Genomic DNA, 22179 nt, shown 5'->3' with positions numbered 1-22179 from the left:
TCTTACAAAAGGATAACCCTATGCAAAGCCAACTGTTGATTAACGGCCAACTGGTTACCGGCCAGGGCGCGTTGTTGCCGGTGTATAACCCGGCAACCGGAGAGGTAGTGGTGCAGGTGGCTGAAGCCAGTGCAGAGCAGGTCGATCAGGCGGTGCTGGCGGCCGACGCCGCATTTACTGAATGGGGACAAACGACGCCGAAAGAGCGTTCCGAATATTTGCTGAAGCTGGCGGATCTGATCGACAGTCATGCGGAAACTTTTGCCCGCTTGGAATCGATTAACTGCGGCAAACCTTACCACTGTGTATTGAACGACGAACTGCCGGGCGTGGCTGATGTTTTCCGCTTCTTCGCCGGGGCCAGTCGTTGTTTGAGCGGGCTGGCGGCCGGTGAATATCTGGCTGGGCACACCTCGATGATCCGGCGTGATCCCTTGGGCATTGTCGCCTCTATTGCTCCCTGGAACTACCCGCTTATGATGGCGGCGTGGAAGTTGGCACCGGCCCTGGCGGCGGGTAACTGTGTGGTGCTTAAGCCATCGGAACAAACCCCGTTAACGACCTTTAAGCTGGCTGAACTGGCTGCCGGGTTGTTCCCTCCGGGTGTGTTCAACGTGCTGTTTGGTCGTGGTACCAGTGTCGGTGACAGGCTGACCGGCCATAACAAAGTGCGCATGGTATCCCTGACCGGCTCAATCGCCACCGGCGAACATATTATTGGCCATACCGCATCCGGCATTAAGCGCACCCATATGGAACTGGGGGGCAAGGCGCCGGTGCTGGTGTTTGACGACGCTGACCTGCAACAGGTGGTGGAAGGGATCCGCAGCTTTGGTTTCTACAACGCCGGTCAAGACTGCACCGCCGCCTGTCGCATTTACGCGCAGAAAGGCATCTATCCGCAGTTGGTGAAGGTGTTGGGCGAGGCGATCAGTAGCCTCAAGATCGGGCCGCCAGAAGATCAAAGCAGCGAGCTGGGCCCGTTGATTACCGCTCAGCATCTGGAGCGGGTGGTGGGTTTTGTCGAGCGAGCGAAAGCCTTGCCGCATGTACAGGTGGTGACTGGTGGAGAGCGGGTTAACGGCCCTGGCTACTATTTCCAGCCGACGTTGTTGGCCGGTGCTCGTCAGGAGGATGAAATTGTACAACGTGAAGTGTTTGGGCCGGTGGTGACCGTTACACCGTTCGACGACGAGGCGCAGGTGCTGGCCTGGGCCAACGAGTCTGACTACGGGCTGGCGTCTTCACTGTGGACGCGGGACGTGGGGCGGGCACATCGTCTGAGCGCGCGTTTGCAATACGGTTGTACTTGGGTGAATACCCATTTCATGCTGGTGAGCGAGATGCCACACGGTGGTCAAAAGTTGTCCGGTTACGGCAAGGATATGTCGATGTACGGCCTGGAAGATTACACCGCGATTCGCCATGTAATGTTTAAACATTGATTTATCAGGTTTTATCTGCAAAATAACGCGGCTTTCAGACCGGCTCCGGCCGGTCTGATGATAATAAAAATAGAAGGAAGCCAATTATGGGCATCACCAGACGCGATTTTCTTAATGGGGTGGCGATCACCATCGCCGCCGGGTTAACGCCGATGCAGATCCTGCGGGCATCACCGCAAACCGCCAATCAAACCCTCTATTATCCCCCGACGCTGACCGGGCTACGGGGGAATCATCCTGGTTCGTTTGAGCATGCTCATCAACTGGGGCGTGACGGCAAGGCCTTCGATTTTGCCACGGTGCTGGCTACCGAAGAGTTCGATTTAGTGGTGGTGGGGGCCGGTATCAGCGGGCTAGCCGCTGCCTGCTTCTGGCAGCAAATGAAGGGCACGCAGCAACGTATTTTGCTGATCGACAACCACGATGATTTTGGTGGTCATGCCAAGCGCAATGAATTCAGCAGTGAAAACGGCACTATCCTCGGTTATGGCGGCAGTGAGTCATTGCAGTCGCCGCGATCCAACTTCAGTCCGGTAGCGATGGGCCTGCTGCAAAAGTTGGGTGTCAGCATCGACAATCTGGAAAAAGCGTTCGATACCACTTTCTACCCGAATTTGAATCTGAGCCGCGGCGTTTATTTCGATCGTAAAAACTTCGGCGTCGACAAAATCGTGAGTGGTGATCCGGGCCGCATGGTTGCCGATGACATTCCGCACGATCGTCTCAATGGTCGATCCTACGAAGCCTTTATCGGTGATTTCCCACTGCCGGAAAGTGATCGTCAGGCACTGATTGCGTTGCATACGGTGGATAAGGATTACCTGCCGGAAATGAGTCAGGAGCAGAAAAGTGAATGGCTCGACAAACACAGCTATACCGAATTCCTGCGCGATAAGGTCGGCCTGAGCGAAATGGCGATCCGCTATTTCCAACAAACCACCAGTGACTTCCAGGCGGTGGGCATCGACGCCACTTCGTGCAGCGATGCGCGTATTTGCGATCTGCCTGGCCTGAACGGCATGAATCTGCCGCCGCTGGATGAAGAATCACAGGCGGATCTCGACGATCCTTACGTGTTCCATTTTCCTGACGGCAACGCCACATTGACGCGCTTAATGGTACGTCATTTAATCCCGGCAGTTTCACCGGGCGGCAAGGACATGAATGACATCGTGTTGGCGAAGTTCGACTACAGCCAGCTTGACCGCGCGGAGTCGCCGGTAAAACTGCGACTGAATAGTACGGGTCTGCATGCAGCCAACGTCGGCGACAAGGTCGAAGTGACCTATATGACCGGCGAAAAAATGACCAAGGTGCGCGCCGGGCAAGTAGTGATGGCCGGGTACAATATGATGATCCCGTATCTGGTACCGGAAATGTCGTCGGAACAGCAAGAAGCGCTGAAGCAGAACGTTAAGTCACCGTTGGTGTACAGCAAAGTGGTGATCCGCAACTGGCAGCCGTTTATTAAGCTGGGCGTGCATGAGGTTTACTCACCAACGGCACCGTATTGCCGCGTGAAGCTGGATTATCCGGTGAGCATGGGGGGTTATCAGCACCCACGCGATCCGAACCAACCGATTGGCCTGCACATGGTGTATGTGCCGACGCTGGCGGGCAGTGGGTTAAGCCCACGCGAACAGTCGCGCAAAGGCCGTGCATTGCTATTGGGCACGCCGTTTGAAGTGCATGAACAGATGATCCGTGAGCAGTTGCAGGGCATGCTCGGTTCCGCCGGTTTTGATCACCAGCGCGATATCGAAGCAATTACCGTGAACCGTTGGTCACATGGTTATTCTTACTTCCTGAACGGCTTGTTTGACGATGAAGACGAAGCAAAGAAAATCATTGAGACTGCGCGTAAGCCGATCGGCAAAATTGTAATTGCCAACTCGGACTCAGACTGGAGCCCGTATGCCAACTCGGCGATCGACCAGGCATGGCGAGCGGTTAATGAATTGGCCTTCGGCCAGGCTGCCACCAAGGAGGGAGCATGAGCATGCGTTCACTGTATTTGCTGACCTTACTCGCGGCGGGAGGGTCTGCTCAGGCGATGTCGGCGGGGGAGTATGTGGCGAAAGCCGGTGACTGTACCGCCTGTCATACCACGCCGGGCGGGGCTCTGTTTGCTGGCGGGATGAAGTTCCCCACTCCGTTGGGTAACATTTACGCCACCAACATCACGCCGGACAAACAGCAGGGCATCGGTGCTTATTCTTTTGACGAATTTGATCGTGCTATGCGTCAGGGGATTGCTAAAGATGGTCATCGACTGTATCCGGCGATGCCGTACACCTCTTACGCCAAAATGAATGCGGAAGATATGCGTGCGCTGTATGACTACCTGATGAAGGAAGTGCCGGCACAGAATACGGCTAACCGCGCCAGTGATATCAGTTGGCCGTTGTCGATGCGTTGGCCACTGGCGGTCTGGAACCAGCTGTTCCATGACGATACGCCCTACCAGGCAGACAGCAGTCAGAGTGCCGAGTGGAATCGTGGAGCTTACCTGGTTCAGGGCGCTGGACACTGCGGCAGTTGCCATACGCCACGCGGCTGGGCAATGCAGGAGAAGGGACTGGACAGCAAAGAGCCCGCTTTCCTGAGTGGCGCTGAGCTGGATGGCTGGTACGCTTCTGGAATACGTGGACTGAAACCTGATGAAGTCGTGTCTTTGCTGAAAACCGGGCGCAGCCAACATGCCGCGGTCGCCGGGCCGATGAGTGACGTGGTTAGCCACAGCACGCAATATCTGACCGACGGTGATTTGAGCGCCATTGCCACTTACCTGCATAGTCTGGCGGCAGAAAAACCGTCGACGGAGAAACCTGTTGCCATGGCGGTCGACAACTGGAAAGCGGGGCAAGGCACCTATGCCATGTATTGTTCAACCTGTCATGGTAATAAGGGTGAGGGCAGTGACAACACCATTCCGGCACTGGCGGGTAACGCAACGGTTACAGCGGAGAATCCATTAACCGCGCTGCGCGTGGTGTTGGAAGGGGCTCATACGCCAATCACGCAACATGCCACGGCAGTTGCCATGCCGGGTTACGCTTGGGCGTTGAATGACCAGCAAGCTGCCGATCTGATGAGTTATTTACGAGGAAGCTGGGGTAATCAAGCTGCACCGGTTACGCCGCAGCAGGTAAAAGAGACACGCAAGCTGGCGGAGAAATAACGCAAGGGCGCGCGTTGAGCTGTTTGTTAGATAGAGATACTTGTACCTGGCGCACCGAGGGGCACTTATGGGACACATCCGTGTGTCCCACCCTACGGGCCGACTGGACGTCGTTCCAATTTGCTCCCGGCAAATTGGTCGGCAGCTAAAGCTGCTACGACTCCTTCGGCTCGCGCTCCCTAATAATGGACATTATCAGCCGTATGAGGGCGCGGTAATAGGCCGCGCCCCTTTCAATTACATGACCTTATGCGGACCGAAGCATTCGTAGTGGATGCGATCGGCGTCCACGCCCATCTCCAGTAACTGCTTGGCCACATATTGCATGAAGGGTACCGGGCCGCAGAAATAGTAATGCATCTGTGGGGTGCTGAGCGTTTCGCGCAGGGCACTCAGATTCATCAAACCACGGCTTTGGTAGTCACGGCCTTCTACATCGTCGGCACCGGGTTGGTTGTACCACACGTGACGGCGCAGATTAGGCATACGTTTGGCAATATCCGCAACTTCATCGGCAAAGGCGTGAACACTGCCGTTTTCAGCTGCATGCAGCCAGTGTATATCTGCCGGGTGCTGGTTATCGTGCAGTGTATTTAGCATGCCGAGCATCGGGGTTTGGCCGACACCGGCGGAAATCAGTGCCACAGGTGTGTCCGGCTGCGCGTCGAGAAAGAAATCCCCGTGCGGCGGGGCGATGTAAATCACGTCACCTTCTTTGGCTTGTTGATGCAGGAAGTTAGACACTTTGCCCTGATCCTCACGCTTCACCGCAATACGGTAGTATTCGCCGTTAGGCGAAGTGGTCAGTGAGTATTGACGTATTTCCTGGTTTTCCATGCTGTCGTGTTTGATGTAGACCGCCAGATATTGGCCAGGTTTGAAATCGATTACCCGACCACCGTCAACCGGTGCCAACACGAAGCTGCAAATCACGTCACTTTGCGGCTGTTTTTTGACGATGCGGAAGGCACGCAGGTCACGCCAGCCGCCGTCGGCGGCTGCGCTGGCCTGATAAATCTGGTCTTCACGCTGAATAAACACATTCGCCAACACGCCATAGGCTTTGCCCCAGGCATCCAATACCTCTTGGCCCGGGCTGAACATTTCATCCAACGTGGCCAGCAGATGACCGCCGACAATGTGGTATTGATCCGGCTGAATATTCAGGCTGGTGTGTTTGTTGGCAATACGCTCCACTGCTGGCAGCAGTGCCGCCAGATTTTCGATATTCGAGGCGTAGGCGCAGATTGCGTCGAACAGTGCTTGGCGCTGATCGCCATTACGTTGGTTGTTCATATTGAACACATCTTTTAATTCGGGGTTGTGTTCGAACATACGATCGTAGAAATGTGCGGTCAGTTTTGGCCCGGTAGCGGCCAGCAGGGGAATAGTAGATTTTACGGTGGCGATGGTTTTGCTATCCAGCATGGTAGCGCTCCTTGGTCGGTTATTATTGGCGTTTTATAATGATGTATTTAAAATACATCTTTAAGTTTAGACGCATCCTAGCGGTTTCTGAGGTGGCTGTAAATACCCCTGTTTTTGTTACGGAATCGTTAAGCGACGATCCCGCTCACAGAACATGAAAAAACCGCATTCTTAGCATGAGTAAAAGTCCGTTGCCCAATGGCACTATTTATCGGATCAAAGCCTTGCTGCGTCTAAAGCCAATCGTTTGCGTAAAAACCTCTGTCAAGACCTATCCTCGGTGGGGCGAAACAGTTTACACTGTGGGCCAGAACCCGAACGGGTAGTTGTTTGGTGATTTTTTAGTTAGCTGATTTAGTCAGGAGAAGCCGGATGTTAAAGCGTGAAATGAACATTGCTGATTACGATGCCGAACTGTGGCGTGCAATGGAGCAAGAAGTTGTGCGTCAGGAAGAGCACATTGAGCTGATTGCGTCTGAGAACTACACCAGCCCGCGCGTTATGCAGGCTCAGGGTTCCCAGTTGACCAACAAATACGCTGAAGGTTATCCAGGCAAGCGCTATTACGGCGGCTGCGAATACGTGGATATCGTTGAGCAACTGGCTATCGACCGTGCTAAAGAGCTGTTCGGTGCCGATTATGCCAACGTACAGCCGCACTCCGGCTCTCAGGCGAACTTCGCTGTTTATACCGCGCTGTTGCAGCCGGGCGACACCATTCTGGGGATGAACCTGGCACATGGTGGTCACCTGACTCATGGTTCACCTGTCAACCTGTCCGGTAAGCTGTATAACGTGGTGCCTTACGGCATCGACGAAAAAGGCCAAATCGACTACGAAGATCTGGCGAAACAGGCACAAACTCATAAACCAAAAATGATCATCGGTGGCTTCTCAGCCTTCTCCGGTATCGTTGATTGGGCAAAAATGCGTGAAATCGCCGACAGCATCGGTGCTTACCTGTTCGTTGACATGGCACACGTTGCAGGCCTGATCGCCGCCGGCGTTTATCCGAACCCAGTACCACACGCACACATCGTTACCACCACGACCCATAAAACCCTGGCGGGTCCGCGTGGCGGCCTGATCCTGGCGAAAGGCGGTGATGAAGACCTTTACAAAAAACTGAACTCTGCAGTGTTCCCTGGTGGCCAGGGCGGCCCGCTGATGCACGTGATCGCCGGTAAAGCGGTAGCACTGAAAGAAGCGATGGAGCCTGAGTTCAAAATTTACCAGCAGCAAGTGGCTGATAACGCTAAAGCGATGGTACAAGTGTTCCTGGATCGCGGCTACAAAGTGGTTTCCGGTGGCACTCATAACCACCTGTTCCTGCTGGATCTGGTTGATAAGAACCTGACTGGTAAAGAAGCTGACGCAGCCTTGGGCCGTGCCAACATCACTGTGAACAAAAACAGCGTGCCAAACGATCCTAAGAGCCCATTCGTGACTTCTGGTGTGCGTATCGGTACGCCGGCAGTGACTCGCCGTGGCTTCAAAGAAGCTGAAGTGCGTGAATTGGCTGGTTGGATCTGCGATGTGCTGGACAACATCAATGATGAAGCCACCATTGAACGCACCAAGAAGAAAGTATTGGATATTTGCGCCCGTCTACCGGTTTACGCATAACTCTGCTTTCCCTTTAAAAACCCGCTTCGGCGGGTTTTTTTATGCCTGTTGCAGACAAACTGTGAACTACCTAGCACTCTACCCCCTCGACGGTGAATGTACATTGCTAGCCAGTGTGACCTCTGTCAAAGTATCGCCCTCACACCGGAGGGATCATGGTTTTGCAATCAACGCGTTGGCTCGCTCTCAGCTATTTCACCTACTTCTTTTCTTATGGCATCTTCTTACCTTTTTGGGGTGTTTGGTTAAAAGGCGAAGGTATACCGCCTGAAACTATCGGTATTCTGCTTGGCGCAGGTCTGGTTGCACGTTTCCTCGGTAGTTTGCTGATTGCCCCGCGCGTAAAAGATCCCGCTCATCTGGTGACTGCCCTGCGCCTGTTGGCATTGTTGACACTGGCTTTTGCCGTCGGGTTCTGTTTCGGTAATGGCTGGGGTTGGTTAATGTTGGTGATCGCCGGCTTCAACTTGTTCTTTTCGCCGTTGGTCCCGCTTACTGACGCGTTGGCCGGTACCTGGCAAAAACAGATCACCATGGATTATGGCCGTGTCCGGTTATGGGGATCGCTGGCGTTTGTGATTGGTTCGGCATTGACCGGCCAGATGGTTTCCGTTTGGGGCCATAACGCTATTCTCTACAGCTTGATTATCAGCATATTGGCCATGCTGTTGGGCATGATGCTGAAGCCAAGCGTGATGCCACAGGGTGAGGCGCGTACCCACAATGAAGCAAACCGTTCATTGTGGGAGATGCTTAAAGAAGGGCCGGTTTGGCGCTTCCTGTTGTGCGTAACCCTGTTGCAGGGCGCACACGCAGGCTATTACAGTTTTGGGTCCATCTATTGGCAAGAGGCGGGTTACTCGGCGTCGACCATTGGTTACTTGTGGTCGCTGGGGGTCGTGGCAGAGGTGATCATTTTCGCCAGCAGTAATTTCCTGTTCCGTCGCTGGAATGCACGCAATTTGTTACTGCTTTCCGCCTGTTGCGGAATAGTGCGCTGGGGTTTGATGGCCAGCAGTACCGAATTGGGATGGCTGTTGGTGATTCAGATTCTGCACTGCGGCACCTTTACGGTTTGCCATCTGGCGGCGATGCGGTTTATCGCGGCACGCAAGGGGCCGGAAGTGATCCGCTTGCAGGCGGTTTATTCGGCGCTGGCGATGGGGGGTGGGATTGCGATTATGACAGTGATTGCCGGCTTCCTGTTCGAGCATCTGCAAGGCGGGGTATTCTGGGTGATGGCGGCAGTGGCATTGCCGGCACTGTTTATTCGTCCGCCGGCTGTCGCGGTCAGCAGCAGCCGTTAAGAGGTTTCCAGCAGCGCACGGATGGCTTTGCGCTGCTGGCGTTCTAACGGTAACTCAGTGTAAATCAGCGGCGGTTGCCGTTCACCGTGCTCCGTAGCGTAAGGGGTGATCACTAAGGTGACCCCTTGAGGGGGGCCGGAATGCAGGTAATCACGCAACGGCAAATATTTGATATTCAATGGCAGTAGCGTTAATTCACGGATCTGATATTCCACTTCCTCTTCCAGCTGCGGGTTGTCCAGCGTCAGTAGTAACACCTGCTTTTCTTGCAACGCATTACCTTGCATTAACCAAGCGCCAAAACTGATCGCGACCAGGCCGGCCTCCTCGTTGGAGAAATGAATGCCGTATTCCTGTTCAAGCGGTGACAGCGCCTCCTGAGCCGTGCGCATCAGGCGTGGGTATTTGCGTTCGACTTCTTCTAGCAGCGTGTTGTCGATACCAATCTCAAAGTGGCAACGCTCCACCGCAGGCGCCAGATGGGCAAACAATTGACTGATCAAATCGTCTTTACTGCTGAAGGTCATACCGGATATCTGTTGGAAGCACTCGACCATATTTTCAATTGCAGTCATCAGCCGCAGGTCTTCTGCAGAGTCATTGCTCTGATAACTGTGGTTTTTCAGCATGGTGAACATCAATACAAGAAAGTCGCTTTCACTCTCTTCGGGTTGCAAGGCAAAAAGTTGGCTCAATGAGTGAAGTAGTGTACCCGCCACCTGATGTTCTGGCTTCTGATGCAGCCAGTCGCGCTGGGTGGGGTTGAACGTGGGGTGCCGCTGGCACCGTGCTTCCCACACGCAATAGGGGAGATAGTGCTGTAGGAACTGACGATCACGCCGATCAAAGCTGCGGTTAATCAAGGGTTCACATGTGCTGATGTACTGTTCCAACTGCATGGTCAAATCTTGGTTCAACCCCAGTGCCTGCTGTAGCCACAGGGAGAAATGCTGTTCAATAAAGTCCGGGCTGCAGCGCAGCGCCCGTCGCAGCCAGTGGAGCAGGCAGAGACGTTGATTGAGCGCACTGCCCCGAATCCGGTATCCCTCGTCGGGATTGCCGTCGATCTCCAGATGATGGAAACGCTGGATTTCACTGGCAACCTCGGCTATATCTTGCCGGGTGATAGGGGGGGCGACGCCATTAATTTGGCTGATAGTCTCCAGTTGTACTGCGGGCACCGGCGCATACAGCATCAATAACAGATGGCAGCGTCGTTGTTGACCGGAGAGCTCAGGCACAGGGGCAGTGTCCAGGCTCATATCACCTTCAGGCAGGTCACGTTTAAATTATGAATAAGCATAGCAAAAGGCGATGCGCGGCGTGGCGACGGCACCCGGTTTTACTTCGGCTTACAACTTTCGTCACAATTATTGGGCGGAATCACGGCGGTTTAAGATTGGTTGATGTTACTTTATAACAATAATGAGTATCGTTTGATGATGAAGTTACGTTTTATTCTGGCCGGTTTTCTCATGCTATGCAGCACCGGCGCTGTCGCTCACCCGCACAGCTTTATTGATATGAACACCACCTTTGTGGCGAAGGATCAACAGCTGGTTGGCTTGAAAATGGTTTGGGTTATGGATGAAATCACCTCGGCGGATCTGCTATACGATGCGGAGAATGCCAAAAGCGATTCAGAAGTATGGAAAAAGCTGGCAGCGCAGGTCATGGCCAATGTGCTGGGTCAGCATTATTTCACGGATATGTATCGCGACGGTAAGCGGGTGAAATATTTGAATTTGCCGACGGAATACCATTTGTCGCGCCAGGGGCACCAGGCGGTGCTTGAGTTTGTGTTACCCCTGGCCGAGCCGCAACCGCTGGCGGGTAAGCCGTTTGAGATCTCTACTTACGATCCAACCTATTTTGTCGATATGACCTACAAAGATAAGACAGCGCTGCACTTGCCGCCAGACATGGCATCGCAGTGCAAGTTCAAGCTGATGACACCTAAACCAAACTCGTCTTTGCAGGCATATGCCTTGTCCCTCGATAAGAACGATTCGCCCGGCGAAGATATGGCGCTAGGGCAACAGTTTGCACAACGGGTCAGCCTGCAATGTCAATAAACCTCAGCCAGCAGACGGTGCGTAAGCGACACTGGGCTTTCAGTCTGTGGCCATTGCTTTTGTTTGCATTGTTGCTGGCGCTGGGTGCCCAGTTGGCGTGGCACTATTGGCCGCAGCTGTTGATGCAAAGTGTTGTGTGGCAGAAAGGGCTGCATCAGCAATTAGCCGGTTTGCTACAGCAGGTAAAAGCAGCACCGCAGCAGGCCGGGCTGGCATTGATGCTGTTCAGCCTGAGTTATGGCGTGCTGCATGCGCTGGGCCCCGGTCACGGTAAGGTGGTGATCGCCACCTATTTGGCAACACATCCAGCGCGGCTGAAAAGCAGTCTAAAACTGACCTTTGCTGCGTCGTTGGTCCAGGGACTGGTGGCGATTGCATTGGTAACGCTGATGCTGGTGGTGTTGCAACTGTCATCACGGCAACTGCACCAAAGCAGTTTCTGGCTGGAGAAGGGCAGTTTTATTCTGGTGATACTGCTTGGAGTATTACTGAGCTGGCGCGCCTTGAAGCGGCTTTATCACGCGGTGAAAGCGATGCGTCCGTCGCCTGCGTTGCGTATCAATAGCCTGCAGCCATTGTCGGCGGATCATATTCATAACGAACATTGCGGTTGCGGCCACCGGCATATGCCAAGTGACAGCGAGCTGCAGGCCGGTAGCGACTGGCGCACACAGACCGCCATTGTGTTGGCGATGGGGATGCGGCCATGTTCGGGCGCGATACTGGTGTTACTGTTTTCAAAAGTGATTGGTGTCTTTATCTGGGGGGTTATTTCTGCGTTAGCCATGGCGCTGGGTACTTCGTTGACCATCTCATTATTGGCTTTACTGGTGCATTACAGCCGCCGGTTGGCAGTGCGCTTAAGCCGTTCACGTGCGCCCGCCGCCTGGAGTGCAGTGGCCTGGGGTTCGTTGGCGCTGGCTGGTGGCCTGGTCCTGTTATTCGCCGGGCTGCTGTTATACGTCAGCGCCCAACCGGAGTTCGGTGGCGGCATCCGGCCTTTCTCTCGCTGACAGGCATAAAAAAAGCGCTGCCGAGGCAGCGCTTCAATATTCAAAACAGGATCAGGTGTCATGAGCGCAGACAGTTTGGGTGCGCTCAGCGTAATAGCCTGAATTAACGCTTTAGCGCTTCGCTCAGTTCTTCACGCATGGTGGAAAGCATGGCTTTCACTACGCGTGGGTTACCCGCTACCACGTTGCCGGAGCTGAAGTGGTTGTGGCCGCCGACAAAGTCAGTCACCAGGCCGCCAGATTCACGCACCAGCAGTTCGCCCGCGGCGAAATCCCATGGCTTCAGGCCAATCTCGAAGAAACCGTCAACGCGACCGGCAGCCACATAGGCCAAATCCAGCGCGGCAGAACCGGTGCGACGGAAGTCGGCACACTGAGTGAACAGTTTGCCAACCACATTAATGTATGGCGTTGCGTGCTGTTTAACTTTGAACGGGAAGCCGGTTGCCAGGATGGTGCCATCCAGATCTTTGGCATTGGTGCCGCGCAGACGGTAACCGTTGAGCTGTGCGCCCTGACCGCGAGTTGCGGTGAACAGTTCGTTACGCATTGGATCGTATACCACAGCCACTTCAGTACGGCCTTTAATGCGTACGGCGATGGAAACTGAGAAGTGTGGGAAACGTTTGATGAAGTTTGATGTGCCATCCAGTGGATCGATCACCCATTGTACATCTTTGTCTTCGCCGACCAATTCGCCGCGTTCTTCGGTAACAATGCTATGTTGCGGATAGGACTTGCGAATGACGTCAATGATCAGATGCTCTGCATCGCGATCGACGTTAGTGACGAAGTCATTGGTCCCTTTCTGGCTCGCTTCTACAGCGTCCGGGGTTTCGTAGTTTTTGGCAATCAGGTTACCGGCCTTGCGCGCAGCGCGCACGGCGATAGTCAGCATCGGATGCATGGGTATCTTCCAACTAGGATGTTAAAGAACAGGAAACGGCGCGAAGTATAGCAGGTGTTCGGCAAATTGCCTACGGCTGTGTTAAGATGCTGTGATTTTCCGCTACGCTCAGAGTTTGTATGCTGCATAACATCCGCATTGTTCTGGTAGAGACTTCCCATACCGGCAACATGGGCTCGACCGCCAGAGCCATGAAAACCATGGGGTTAACCAACCTTTATCTGGTTAATCCGCTGATAAAACCTGATTCTCAGGCGATCGCCCTGGCTGCAGGTGCCAGTGACGTAATTGGCAACGCCACTATCGTTGATACCTTGGATGACGCCATTGCCGGCTGTAGCCTGGTGGTCGGCACCAGTGCGCGCTCACGTACCTTGCCGTGGCCGATGCTGGAACCGCGTGAATGCGGCGTACGCGCTGTGCACGAAGGCGAGCACGCGCCAGTCGCGCTGGTCTTCGGCCGTGAACGTGTTGGTCTGACGAATGATGAGCTGCAAAAATGCCATTATCACGTCGCCATTCCCGCTAATCCGGATTACAGCTCCCTGAATCTGGCAATGGCCGTGCAGATCCTGGCGTACGAAGTGCGAGTGGCTTATCTAGATCGCCAACAGGCAGGCGTGCCGCCGTTGGAAGAAACACCTTATCCGCTGGTGGACGATCTTGAGCGTTTCTATCAGCATCTGGAACAAACGCTACAGCACAGTGGCTTTATTCGCCCGTCACATCCGGGGCAGGTCATGAGCCGTTTGCGCCGTTTATTCACCCGCGCGCGACCAGAAGCACAAGAGCTGAATATCTTGCGCGGCATGCTGACGTCGATTGAGAAACAGGACAAACATCAAGGTAATTAATTTGATGTGTTGTAACGGCTCGCGGTAATAGTATTAGTTATCCAATGGTTATAATGTGTATTCTATATGCATTTTATATGGCTTAGTCCAAAATGTGCTAATACTTGAGTAAATTACTAGGTTAAATAGTTGACTGATTTACTCGGGAATGTCAGACTTTCGGCCATGTTTGACCAACAGGTAACCATTAGCTATGAGACTGACATCCAAAGGCCGTTATGCCGTAACCGCTATGCTTGACGTGGCATTGCACTCCCAGGAAGGGCCCGTACCTCTGGCGGATATTTCTGAGCGCCAAGGTATCTCGCTCTCTTATCTGGAACAATTATTCTCCCGTCTGCGTAAGAATGGCCTGGTTGCCAGCGTACGTGGACCGGGCGGTGGTTATCTGCTGGGGAAAGACGCGAGTGAGATTGCCGTTGGTGCAGTCATCACTGCTGTCGATGAATCGGTAGATGCAACCCGTTGCCAGGGTAAAGAAGGCTGTCAGGGTGGCGATCGCTGCCTGACCCATACCCTGTGGCGCGATCTGAGCGAGCGCATCAGCGGGTTCCTGAACAACATTACGCTGGCTGAACTGGTAAACAACCAGGAAGTGCTGGTGGTGGCGGATCGTCAAAATAATGATACCCGTCGCACGGCCAACGGTCGTCCGCAAGAAACTATCAACGTTAATCTGCGCGCATAAGCAGCTGGCGATATTTTTTTAGTTTTTGGAAGTGATGTACGGAGCACAAGAGCAATGAAATTACCGATCTATTTAGACTACTCAGCAACGACGCCGGTTGATCCGCGCGTTGCTGAGAAAATGATGCAGTTTTTGACTCTGGACGGGACTTTCGGTAACCCGGCTTCCCGTTCCCACCGTTTCGGTTGGCAGGCGGAAGAAGCGGTAGATATCGCCCGTAACCAAATTGCTGAACTGGTTGGCGCTGACCCGCGCGAAATCGTGTTCACTTCCGGAGCAACCGAATCCGACAACCTGGCGATTAAAGGTGCTGCCAATTTCTATCAAAAGAAAGGCAAGCACATCATCACCAGCAAAACCGAACACAAAGCCGTGCTGGACACTTGCCGTCAGCTTGAGCGTGAAGGCTTTGAAGTGACCTATCTGGCACCGCAGAGCAACGGTATTATCAGCCTGCAGGACCTCGAAGCGGCGATGCGTGAAGACACCATTCTGGTTTCTATCATGCACGTGAATAACGAGATCGGTGTGGTGCAGGATATCGACGCTATCGGCGAAATGTGCCGTGCACGCGGTATCATTTATCACGTTGATGCGACCCAGAGCGTAGGCAAATTGCCTATCGATCTGAGCAAATTGAAAGTCGACCTGATGTCGTTCTCCGGCCACAAAATTTATGGTCCGAAAGGCATTGGTGCGCTGTACGTGCGTCGTAAACCACGTATCCGTATTGAAGCCCAGATCCACGGCGGTGGCCATGAGCGCGGTATGCGTTCCGGTACCCTGCCTGTGCATCAGATCGCCGGGATGGGCGAAGCTTACCGTATCGCCAAAGAAGAAATGCCGACAGAAATGGCACGCTTGCGCACACTGCGTGATCGTCTGTGGAACGGCGTGAAAGATATGGAAGAAGTGTATCTGAACGGCTCCCTGGAGAACGGGGTTCCTAACATCCTGAACGTCAGCTTCAACTATGTTGAAGGTGAATCGCTGATCATGGCATTGAAAGACCTGGCCGTATCTTCGGGTTCTGCCTGTACCTCTGCTAGCCTTGAGCCATCTTACGTGCTGCGCGCGTTGGGAATGACCGACGAGTTAGCGCATAGCTCGATCCGTTTCTCTCTGGGGCGTTTCACCACAGAAGAAGAGATCGATTACACCATTCAACTGGTGCGTAAATCCATCGGCCGTCTGCGTGACCTGTCTCCACTGTGGGACATGTTCAAGCAAGGCGTGGATATCAACAGCATCGAATGGGCACATCATTAATTCTCAGGATTCAGGAGCAAGGTCATGGCTTACAGCGAAAAAGTAATCGATCATTATGAAAACCCGCGTAACGTGGGTTCTTTCGACAACGAAGATCCTAGCGTTGGCAGCGGCATGGTGGGTGCACCGGCCTGTGGCGACGTGATGAAGTTGCAAATCAAAGTCAACAATGAAGGTATCATTGAAGACGCGCGTTTCAAGACTTACGGCTGCGGTTCCGCCATCGCTTCCAGCTCGCTGGTGACCGAATGGATGAAAGGCAAGTCTCTTGATCAGGCTGAAGCGATCAAAAACACTCAGATCGCCGAAGAGCTGGAATTACCGCCGGTAAAAATTCACTGCTCAATTCTGGCCGAAGACGCCATTAAAGCAGCGATTGCCGACTACAAGAGCAAACACAGCGCCAAGTAATTATTTCTGAGTCATTTAGCCCGGCCTTGGTTGGGCTTTGAAGTGTGAGGTTGTGATGTCAATTACCATGAGCGACAGCGCTGCACAGCGCGTTCAGGCATTTATGGATAACCGTGGCAAAGGCCTTGGCCTGCGTCTGGGGGTGAGAACCTCTGGCTGCTCCGGGATGGCGTACGTGCTGGAATTTGTTGACGAAATGAACGATGACGACATCGTTTTTGAAAACAAAGGCGTTAAGGTGATCATTGACGGCAAGAGCCTGGTCTACCTTGACGGCACCGAGCTTGATTTCGTTAAGGAAGGCCTGAACGAAGGCTTCAAGTTCAACAACCCAAATGTCTCAAGCGAGTGTGGCTGCGGCGAAAGTTTCAACGTCTGACAGTCCATCGTGCTCCCCCGCCAGGTGCGGGGGAACTTCATCCGATAACGCCCAGAGCACGCTATGGATTACTTTACTTTATTCGGGCTGCCAGTTCGCTATCCCGTGGACGGCAGCCTGCTTGCATCTCGCTATCAGGATCTGCAGCGCCAATTCCATCCCGATCGTTTTGCCAGTCAGCCAGAACGCGAACGTCTAATGGCGTTGCAACAGGCTGCGACTATCAATGAAGCCTACCAAACGCTGAAGCACCCATTAAAACGCGCGGAGTATATGCTATCTTTGCACGGTTTTGATTTGGGCAACGAGCAACACACCCTGCGTGATACTGCGTTTCTGATGGAACAATTGGAACTGCGCGAAGAGCTCGATGCTATTGAACGCAAAGTGGACGCGGAAAGCCTGTTGGCCAGCTTTGGTGCACGGGTGAACGAGACGGTCAAACAGCGCAGCGCGCTGATGGTGCAGCAGTTGGATAATCAACAATGGCCTGAGGCCGCAGATACCGTGCGTAAGCTACGTTTCTTGGACAAACTCCAGCAACAAGTTGAACAACTCGAAGAAAAACTGTTGGGTTTTGAGTAATTCTTTTCATTTATACCCAAAATAATTGGCGTTGCATCAAGGCGGCAAATTTGTGACCCCCCAGGAGCATAGGTAACTATGTGACTGGTGCGAATAAATGCAGCCAACAACGATGCGGCTTCAAGTATGAAGGATATGGGAAGCTTCAATATGGCCTTATTACAAATTAGTGAGCCTGGCCTCAGCGCCGCGCCGCACCAGCGCCGTCTGGCTGCCGGTATTGATTTAGGCACGACCAATTCTCTGGTTGCTACCGTGCGCAGCGGACAGGCGGAAACGCTGGCCGATGCCGAAGGGCGCGATTTGCTGCCGTCGGTGGTGCACTATCAGGCGGACACGTTGCGTGTTGGCTGGGATGCACGTCAGCAAGCGGCCCAGGACCCTGCCAACACCATCAGCTCAATCAAGCGCATGATGGGCCGGTCATTGGCCGACGTACAGCAGCGCTACCCGAACCTGCCGTATCAATTCCAGGCCAGTGACAATGGTTTGCCTATGATCGTCACTGCCGCCGGTCCGGTTAACCCGGTGGGTGTTTCAGCCGATATTCTCAGGGCGCTTGCTGCGCGTGCGAAAACCGCACTGGAAGGGGATCTCGATGGTGTCGTGATCACGGTTCCTGCCTATTTTGATGATGCACAGCGCCAGGGGACCAAAGACGCTGCGCGTCTGGCCGGGCTGCATGTACTGCGTCTACTGAATGAACCGACGGCGGCAGCAATTGCCTATGGTCTGGATTCTGGGCAGGAAGGCATCATCGCCGTGTACGATCTGGGCGGCGGTACCTTTGATATTTCTATTCTGCGGCTGAGCCGTGGGGTATTCGAAGTGTTGGCCACCGGCGGGGATTCCGCGCTGGGCGGCGACGACTTTGATCATCTGTTGGCTGACTGGCTGCGTGAGCAGTCTGGTGTGGCTGATCGCAGCGATCACGGTGTGCAGCGTCAATTGTTGGATGCGGCCATCGCAGCCAAGATTACGCTGAGCGATGCTGATAGCACCACCGTTGAGGTTGCCGGTTGGCAGGGCGAAGTGACCCGTGCACAGTTTGACGCGCTGATCACGACGCTGGTTAAACGCACCCTGATGGCATGCCGTCGCGCACTGAAAGACGCAGGCGTTAGCGCCGAAGAGGTGTTGGAAGTGGTGATGGTTGGCGGTTCTACCCGCGTGCCGTTGGTACGTGAGCAGGTAGGTACGTTCTTTGGGCGTACGCCGTTGACGTCGATCGACCCGGATAAAGTGGTCGCTATTGGCGCTGCAATCCAGGCCGATATTCTGGTGGGTAACAAGCCAGACAGCGACATGCTGTTGTTGGACGTGATCCCGCTGTCACTCGGTCTGGAAACCATGGGCGGTCTGGTTGAGAAAGTGATCCCGCGGAACACCACCATTCCGGTGGCGCGTGCGCAGGAGTTCACCACCTTTAAAGACGGCCAAAGCGCGATGATGATCCACGTGCTGCAGGGCGAACGTGAGCTGGTGCAGGATTGCCGCTCGCTGGCACGCTTCTCGCTGCGTGGTTTGCCACCACTGCCTGCTGGCGGCGCGCATATTCGCGTCACCTTCCAGGTGGATGCCGATGGCTTGCTGAGCGTCACCGCGATGGAGAAATCTACCGGTGTTGAGGCATCGATCCAGGTTAAACCGTCGTATGGTCTGTCTGACGCCGAAATCGCCGGTATGATTAAAGATTCGATGGCTAATGCGCAGAGTGATGTTGGCGCACGCATGCTGGCCGAACAACGGGTCGAGGCGTCACGCGTGCTGGAAAGCCTGCAAGGTGCATTGGCCAGCGACGCCGCATTGCTGAGCGAAGCAGAAAGTACGGCGATCACTGCGGCTGTGGACGCCTTGCAACAGGCGACGCAGGGCACCGATCCTGCCGCTATTGAAGCCGCAATTAAAACATTAGATGCACAAACGCAAGACTTTGCCGCGCGCCGCATGGATGCTTCCATTCGCCGTGCGCTGGCTGGCCATTCTGTGGATGAGGTTTAATCATGCCTAAAATTGTTTTCCTGCCCCATCAAGATTTATGCCCGGAGGGGGCAGTATTGGAAGCCGAACAAGGGGAATCAATCCTCAACGTTGCGCTGCGCAACGGTATCGATATTGAGCACGCCTGTGAGAAATCCTGTGCCTGCACCACGTGTCACTGTATCGTTCGTGAAGGTTTTGACTCTCTTGAAGAGAGCAGCGAACTGGAAGATGACATGCTGGACAAGGCCTGGGGTCTGGAGCCAGAGAGTCGTCTGAGCTGTCAGGCGCTGGTGGCTGACGAAGATCTTGTGGTTGAAATGCCGCGTTATACCGTCAACCATGCGCGTGAAGGGTAAGAGGACAATAATAATGGGACTGAAGTGGACCGACAGCCGTGAAATCGGCGAAGCCCTGTATGACCAATACCCGGATACCGATCCGAAAACCGTACGTTTTACCGACATGCATCAGTGGATTTGCGATCTGGAAGATTTTGACGACGATCCACAGGCTTCCAATGAAAAAATACTGGAAGCTGTCCTGCTGGTCTGGTTAGATGAAGCAGAGTAAATAGCGTAACGGGCTGCCATAGGCGGCCCGTTTATTTTGTATCCGACATACCCGTCGCCTTTCAAGCTGCAGCGTTGTTACCTGCACTCACTCCCCCCAGTTACTTACTCAAGTAAGCGCCTGGGGATGAGTGAGCTGGCCGCCTAGCTGCAACTTGAAACTCATAGGGTATACAATAAAAATCCCCAATAGATTTCGCGCAATAACGTGAAAAAGAAGGGGAAATCCGGAGTAAGGCTATGACAACTGAATTTATGCTGGTAACGCTGTCGAACAAACCTGCTGACGCTCGCTGGGGCGAGAAAGCGCTACTGAGCACCGGTGCAGAAGGGATGACCATTCACCTGACCGGCAACGACAAGTTGGGCATCATTCAACGTGCAGCCCGTAAGATCGACGGTCAGGGCGTCAAAAACGTCAAACTGGCAGGCGAAGGCTGGGATCTGGAAAACAGCTGGGCATTTTGGCAAGGTTTCCGTGGGCCGAAAGGCAAGCGCACCGTTGAATGGACTGAACTGTCGGAAACAGACCGCAAAGAGCTGGATCAGCGCCTGAAGATCGTTGATTGGGTGCGTGACACCATCAATATGTCGGCAGAGGAACTGGGGCCGGAGCAACTGGCTACCCGCGCGGTTGATCTGATGTGTGACGTCGGTTGCGAGGCTGTCAGCTACCGTATCACCAAGGGTGAGGATCTGCGTGAGCAAAACTACGCTGGTATTCACACCGTTGGCCGGGGTTCTGATCGTTCACCCGTTCTGTTGGCATTGGACTTCAACCCGACTGGAAACCCGGAAGCACCGGTGTTTGCCTGTTTGGTGGGCAAAGGCATTACCTTTGACACCGGTGGCTACAGCCTGAAACAAAGCGCTTTTATGGACTCCATGAAAGCGGATATGGGCGGTGCGGCCACCATTACCGGCGCACTGGCGCTGGCGGCGGCTCGCGGTCTGAAACAACGTGTGAAACTGTACCTGTGCTGCGCCGATAACATGGTCAGCGGTAACGCGTTCAAACTGGGCGACATCATCCGTTACCGTAACGGAAAAACCGTTGAAGTGATGAATACCGATGCGGAAGGGCGCTTGGTTCTGGCCGACGGCCTGATCGACGCATCTGAGCAGAATCCACAGCTGATCATTGACTGCGCCACTCTGACTGGGGCGGCGAAAACAGCGGTGGGTAATGACTACCATGCATTGTTCAGCTTCGATGACGCGCTGGCACAAGAACTACTGGTGAGTGCTGCCGCAGAACAAGAGCCATTCTGGCGCCTGCCGTTGGCTGAGTTCCATCGTAGCCAATTGCCGTCTAACTTTGCTGAACTGAACAACGTGGCCGGTCCTGCCTACACCGCGGGTGCCAGCACCGCAGCTGCATTCCTGTCGCACTTCGTGAAAAACTACCAGCAGGGTTGGGTGCACATTGACTGTTCTGCAACTTACCGCAAAGGTGCAGTGGATCAATGGTCAGCTGGCGCAACCGGTCTGGGTGTACGTGCACTGGCCAACCTGCTGCTGAGCAAAGCCAAATAATTGAACGCTCACTCAGGTGGGCGTTAGAATATCATTTACCCTCGGGGCCCAGCATGCTGGGCCCCGTTATTTGATTGCTGGAGTTTGTCATGAGTTCTCACCATCACGAAGTCGCCACAGGCGAAAACGAACTTGAACGCCTGTTGAAACTGGCGGTGACGGAGCCGGCCCATCGTCCGGCATTCTTCCGTGAACTGCTTGAGGCTACGGTGTTGATCCTCGGTGACAGCGAACAGGTACAACTCGGCGGTGACATCACGCTCAACGCCGACACACCGGTGAATATCCAGCATTGGGAAAAGCAGGACGGCGGTAGCATCATCCCGTTTTTCACCTCGGTAGAGGCGCTGCAAAAGGCCGTTGAGGATGAACAACCCTTCATCGCCATGCCGGCGCGGGTATTATTCGAGATTACGCAGGGTGCGGATCTGTTCCTCAACCCGAAGGCCGAGTACGGCAAGGAGTTTTATCCTGAAGAGGTGGCAATGCTGCTGGCCACCGGCGGTGTAAGCAAACCGGCAGAACGCTATATCGATAAGGATACTCAGATCCTATTGGGCCAGCCGGAGGAATATCCGTCAGCGATGATCGATGCGTTGACCACGCTCTTTAGCCAGCGCAAGCCGGTACGCCGCGCGTTTCTGGCGCTGATGCACGACCAGGCGGTCGACGAAAAACCCAATCTGCTGGTCGGGCTGGAAGTAGACGGCGAACAAGGCGATGTCGAGGCACTGATCAATGAAGCGGGCAGCGTGGCCAGCGAAACCGCGCCTAACGACGAACCGGTGGATTTTTGTCTGGTATCGGAAAAGGAACGTGGCGTCAGTCATTACCTGATCACCCATACCCAACCCTTCTACCAACGTCGCTGGGGCAGTTGGTTGCGTAACATTATCCCTTCGACCGATAAGACGCAGTAATCT

General features: G+C 54.1%; 21 protein-coding genes. 18 read left to right on the top strand and 3 right to left on the bottom strand.

The window, feature by feature from the left end; genetic code table 11:
* Positions 1–20 precede the first annotated feature (20 nt).
* The 3 genes from patD (at position 21) to SGR01S_RS19465 (ending at position 4626) form a co-directional block, all read left to right on the top strand.
* Positions 21–1445 (top strand): aminobutyraldehyde dehydrogenase, encoded by a 1425-nt coding sequence (patD, locus tag SGR01S_RS19475; protein ID WP_061808331.1) that lies wholly within the window; start codon positions 21–23, stop codon positions 1443–1445.
* An 86-nt stretch (positions 1446–1531) separates the two neighbouring features.
* The gene (locus tag SGR01S_RS19470; RefSeq protein ID WP_061808330.1) at positions 1532–3442 is read left to right on the top strand and encodes an NAD(P)-binding protein; all 1911 of its coding nucleotides are present in this window, start codon (positions 1532–1534) and stop codon (positions 3440–3442) included.
* Positions 3439–4626 carry a c-type cytochrome gene (locus SGR01S_RS19465; RefSeq protein ID WP_061808329.1) on the top strand — a complete coding sequence of 396 codons (1188 nt, stop codon included), beginning with the start codon at positions 3439–3441 and terminating at the stop codon, positions 4624–4626. The genes SGR01S_RS19470 and SGR01S_RS19465 overlap by 4 nt, the downstream gene beginning before the upstream one ends.
* A 237-nt stretch (positions 4627–4863) precedes the next feature.
* On the opposite strand, the gene hmpA is transcribed toward SGR01S_RS19465, so the two are convergent.
* Complete coding sequence (hmpA, locus tag SGR01S_RS19460; protein WP_037417485.1) at positions 4864–6054, bottom strand: NO-inducible flavohemoprotein; 1191 nt, start codon at positions 6052–6054, stop codon at positions 4864–4866.
* A 372-nt stretch (positions 6055–6426) separates the two neighbouring features.
* On the opposite strand from hmpA, the gene glyA reads away from it, so the two are divergent.
* Together glyA and SGR01S_RS19450 are read left to right on the top strand one after the other, a co-directional pair.
* Positions 6427–7680, top strand: coding sequence for a serine hydroxymethyltransferase (gene glyA / locus SGR01S_RS19455; protein ID WP_037417488.1), 1254 nt, complete (start codon positions 6427–6429; stop codon positions 7678–7680).
* A gap of 155 nt (positions 7681–7835) precedes the next feature.
* On the top strand, positions 7836–8987 hold the full coding sequence (locus tag SGR01S_RS19450) for a 3-phenylpropionate MFS transporter (RefSeq protein ID WP_037417491.1): 1152 nt from the start codon (positions 7836–7838) through the stop codon (positions 8985–8987).
* On the opposite strand, the gene csiE is transcribed toward SGR01S_RS19450, so the two are convergent.
* Entirely contained in the window at positions 8984–10249 is a 1266-nt protein-coding gene (csiE, locus tag SGR01S_RS19445; RefSeq protein ID WP_061808328.1) for a stationary phase inducible protein CsiE, read from the bottom strand. The genes SGR01S_RS19450 and csiE overlap by 4 nt on opposite strands.
* Positions 10250–10393: 144 nt before the next feature.
* Here csiE and SGR01S_RS19440 point away from each other — a divergent pair, with 144 nt between their 5' ends.
* Positions 10394–11062, top strand: a complete 669-nt coding sequence (locus SGR01S_RS19440) for a DUF1007 family protein (RefSeq protein ID WP_037417494.1) — start codon at positions 10394–10396, stop codon at positions 11060–11062.
* Positions 11053–12075, top strand: a complete 1023-nt coding sequence (locus SGR01S_RS19435; RefSeq protein WP_061808327.1) for a nickel/cobalt transporter — start codon at positions 11053–11055, stop codon at positions 12073–12075. The genes SGR01S_RS19440 and SGR01S_RS19435 overlap by 10 nt, the downstream gene beginning before the upstream one ends.
* Positions 12076–12178: 103 nt before the next feature.
* Here the strand turns inward: SGR01S_RS19435 and suhB are convergent, their stop codons facing one another.
* On the bottom strand, positions 12179–12982 hold the full coding sequence (suhB, locus tag SGR01S_RS19430) for an inositol-1-monophosphatase (RefSeq protein WP_037417499.1): 804 nt from the start codon (positions 12980–12982) through the stop codon (positions 12179–12181).
* A gap of 119 nt (positions 12983–13101) precedes the next feature.
* Here suhB and trmJ point away from each other — a divergent pair, with 119 nt between their 5' ends.
* The 11 genes from trmJ (at position 13102) to sseB (ending at position 22176) form a co-directional block, all read left to right on the top strand.
* Positions 13102–13836: a tRNA (cytosine(32)/uridine(32)-2'-O)-methyltransferase TrmJ gene (trmJ, locus tag SGR01S_RS19425; protein ID WP_037417502.1), complete on the top strand. Its 735-nt coding sequence runs from the start codon at positions 13102–13104 to the stop codon at positions 13834–13836.
* A 193-nt stretch (positions 13837–14029) separates the two neighbouring features.
* Entirely contained in the window at positions 14030–14524 is a 495-nt protein-coding gene (gene iscR, locus SGR01S_RS19420; protein ID WP_006318200.1) for a Fe-S cluster assembly transcriptional regulator IscR, read from the top strand.
* Positions 14525–14578: 54 nt separating this feature from the next.
* Positions 14579–15793 carry an IscS subfamily cysteine desulfurase gene (locus SGR01S_RS19415; RefSeq protein WP_037417506.1) on the top strand — a complete coding sequence of 405 codons (1215 nt, stop codon included), beginning with the start codon at positions 14579–14581 and terminating at the stop codon, positions 15791–15793.
* 24 nt (positions 15794–15817) lie between these two features.
* Complete coding sequence (iscU, locus tag SGR01S_RS19410; protein ID WP_012146333.1) at positions 15818–16204, top strand: Fe-S cluster assembly scaffold IscU; 387 nt, start codon at positions 15818–15820, stop codon at positions 16202–16204.
* Between the two features lie 55 nt (positions 16205–16259).
* Complete coding sequence (gene iscA, locus SGR01S_RS19405) at positions 16260–16583, top strand: iron-sulfur cluster assembly protein IscA (protein ID WP_037417508.1); 324 nt, start codon at positions 16260–16262, stop codon at positions 16581–16583.
* Between the two features lie 63 nt (positions 16584–16646).
* Positions 16647–17168: a co-chaperone HscB gene (gene hscB / locus SGR01S_RS19400; protein ID WP_061808326.1), complete on the top strand. Its 522-nt coding sequence runs from the start codon at positions 16647–16649 to the stop codon at positions 17166–17168.
* Positions 17169–17318: 150 nt separating this feature from the next.
* A complete protein-coding gene (gene hscA / locus SGR01S_RS19395) occupies positions 17319–19169 on the top strand; it encodes a Fe-S protein assembly chaperone HscA (RefSeq protein WP_061808325.1) in 1851 nt (616 codons plus the stop codon).
* A gap of 2 nt (positions 19170–19171) precedes the next feature.
* A complete protein-coding gene (gene fdx / locus SGR01S_RS19390; protein ID WP_061808324.1) occupies positions 19172–19507 on the top strand; it encodes an ISC system 2Fe-2S type ferredoxin in 336 nt (111 codons plus the stop codon).
* A 13-nt stretch (positions 19508–19520) separates the two neighbouring features.
* A complete protein-coding gene (gene iscX, locus SGR01S_RS19385) occupies positions 19521–19721 on the top strand; it encodes a Fe-S cluster assembly protein IscX (RefSeq protein ID WP_012146329.1) in 201 nt (66 codons plus the stop codon).
* A 239-nt stretch (positions 19722–19960) separates the two neighbouring features.
* The gene (pepB, locus tag SGR01S_RS19380; protein ID WP_061808323.1) at positions 19961–21256 is read left to right on the top strand and encodes an aminopeptidase PepB; all 1296 of its coding nucleotides are present in this window, start codon (positions 19961–19963) and stop codon (positions 21254–21256) included.
* Between the two features lie 89 nt (positions 21257–21345).
* Positions 21346–22176, top strand: a complete 831-nt coding sequence (sseB, locus tag SGR01S_RS19375; protein ID WP_061808322.1) for an enhanced serine sensitivity protein SseB — start codon at positions 21346–21348, stop codon at positions 22174–22176.
* Positions 22177–22179 lie beyond the last annotated feature (3 nt).

The sequence above is a fragment of the Serratia grimesii NBRC 13537 genome (assembly GCF_001590905.1).
In the GTDB taxonomy this organism is placed as follows: domain Bacteria; phylum Pseudomonadota; class Gammaproteobacteria; order Enterobacterales; family Enterobacteriaceae; genus Serratia; species Serratia grimesii.
The sequence above is the reverse complement of the archived record's forward strand: the minus strand, read 5'-3'. Positions and strand labels throughout refer to the sequence as shown.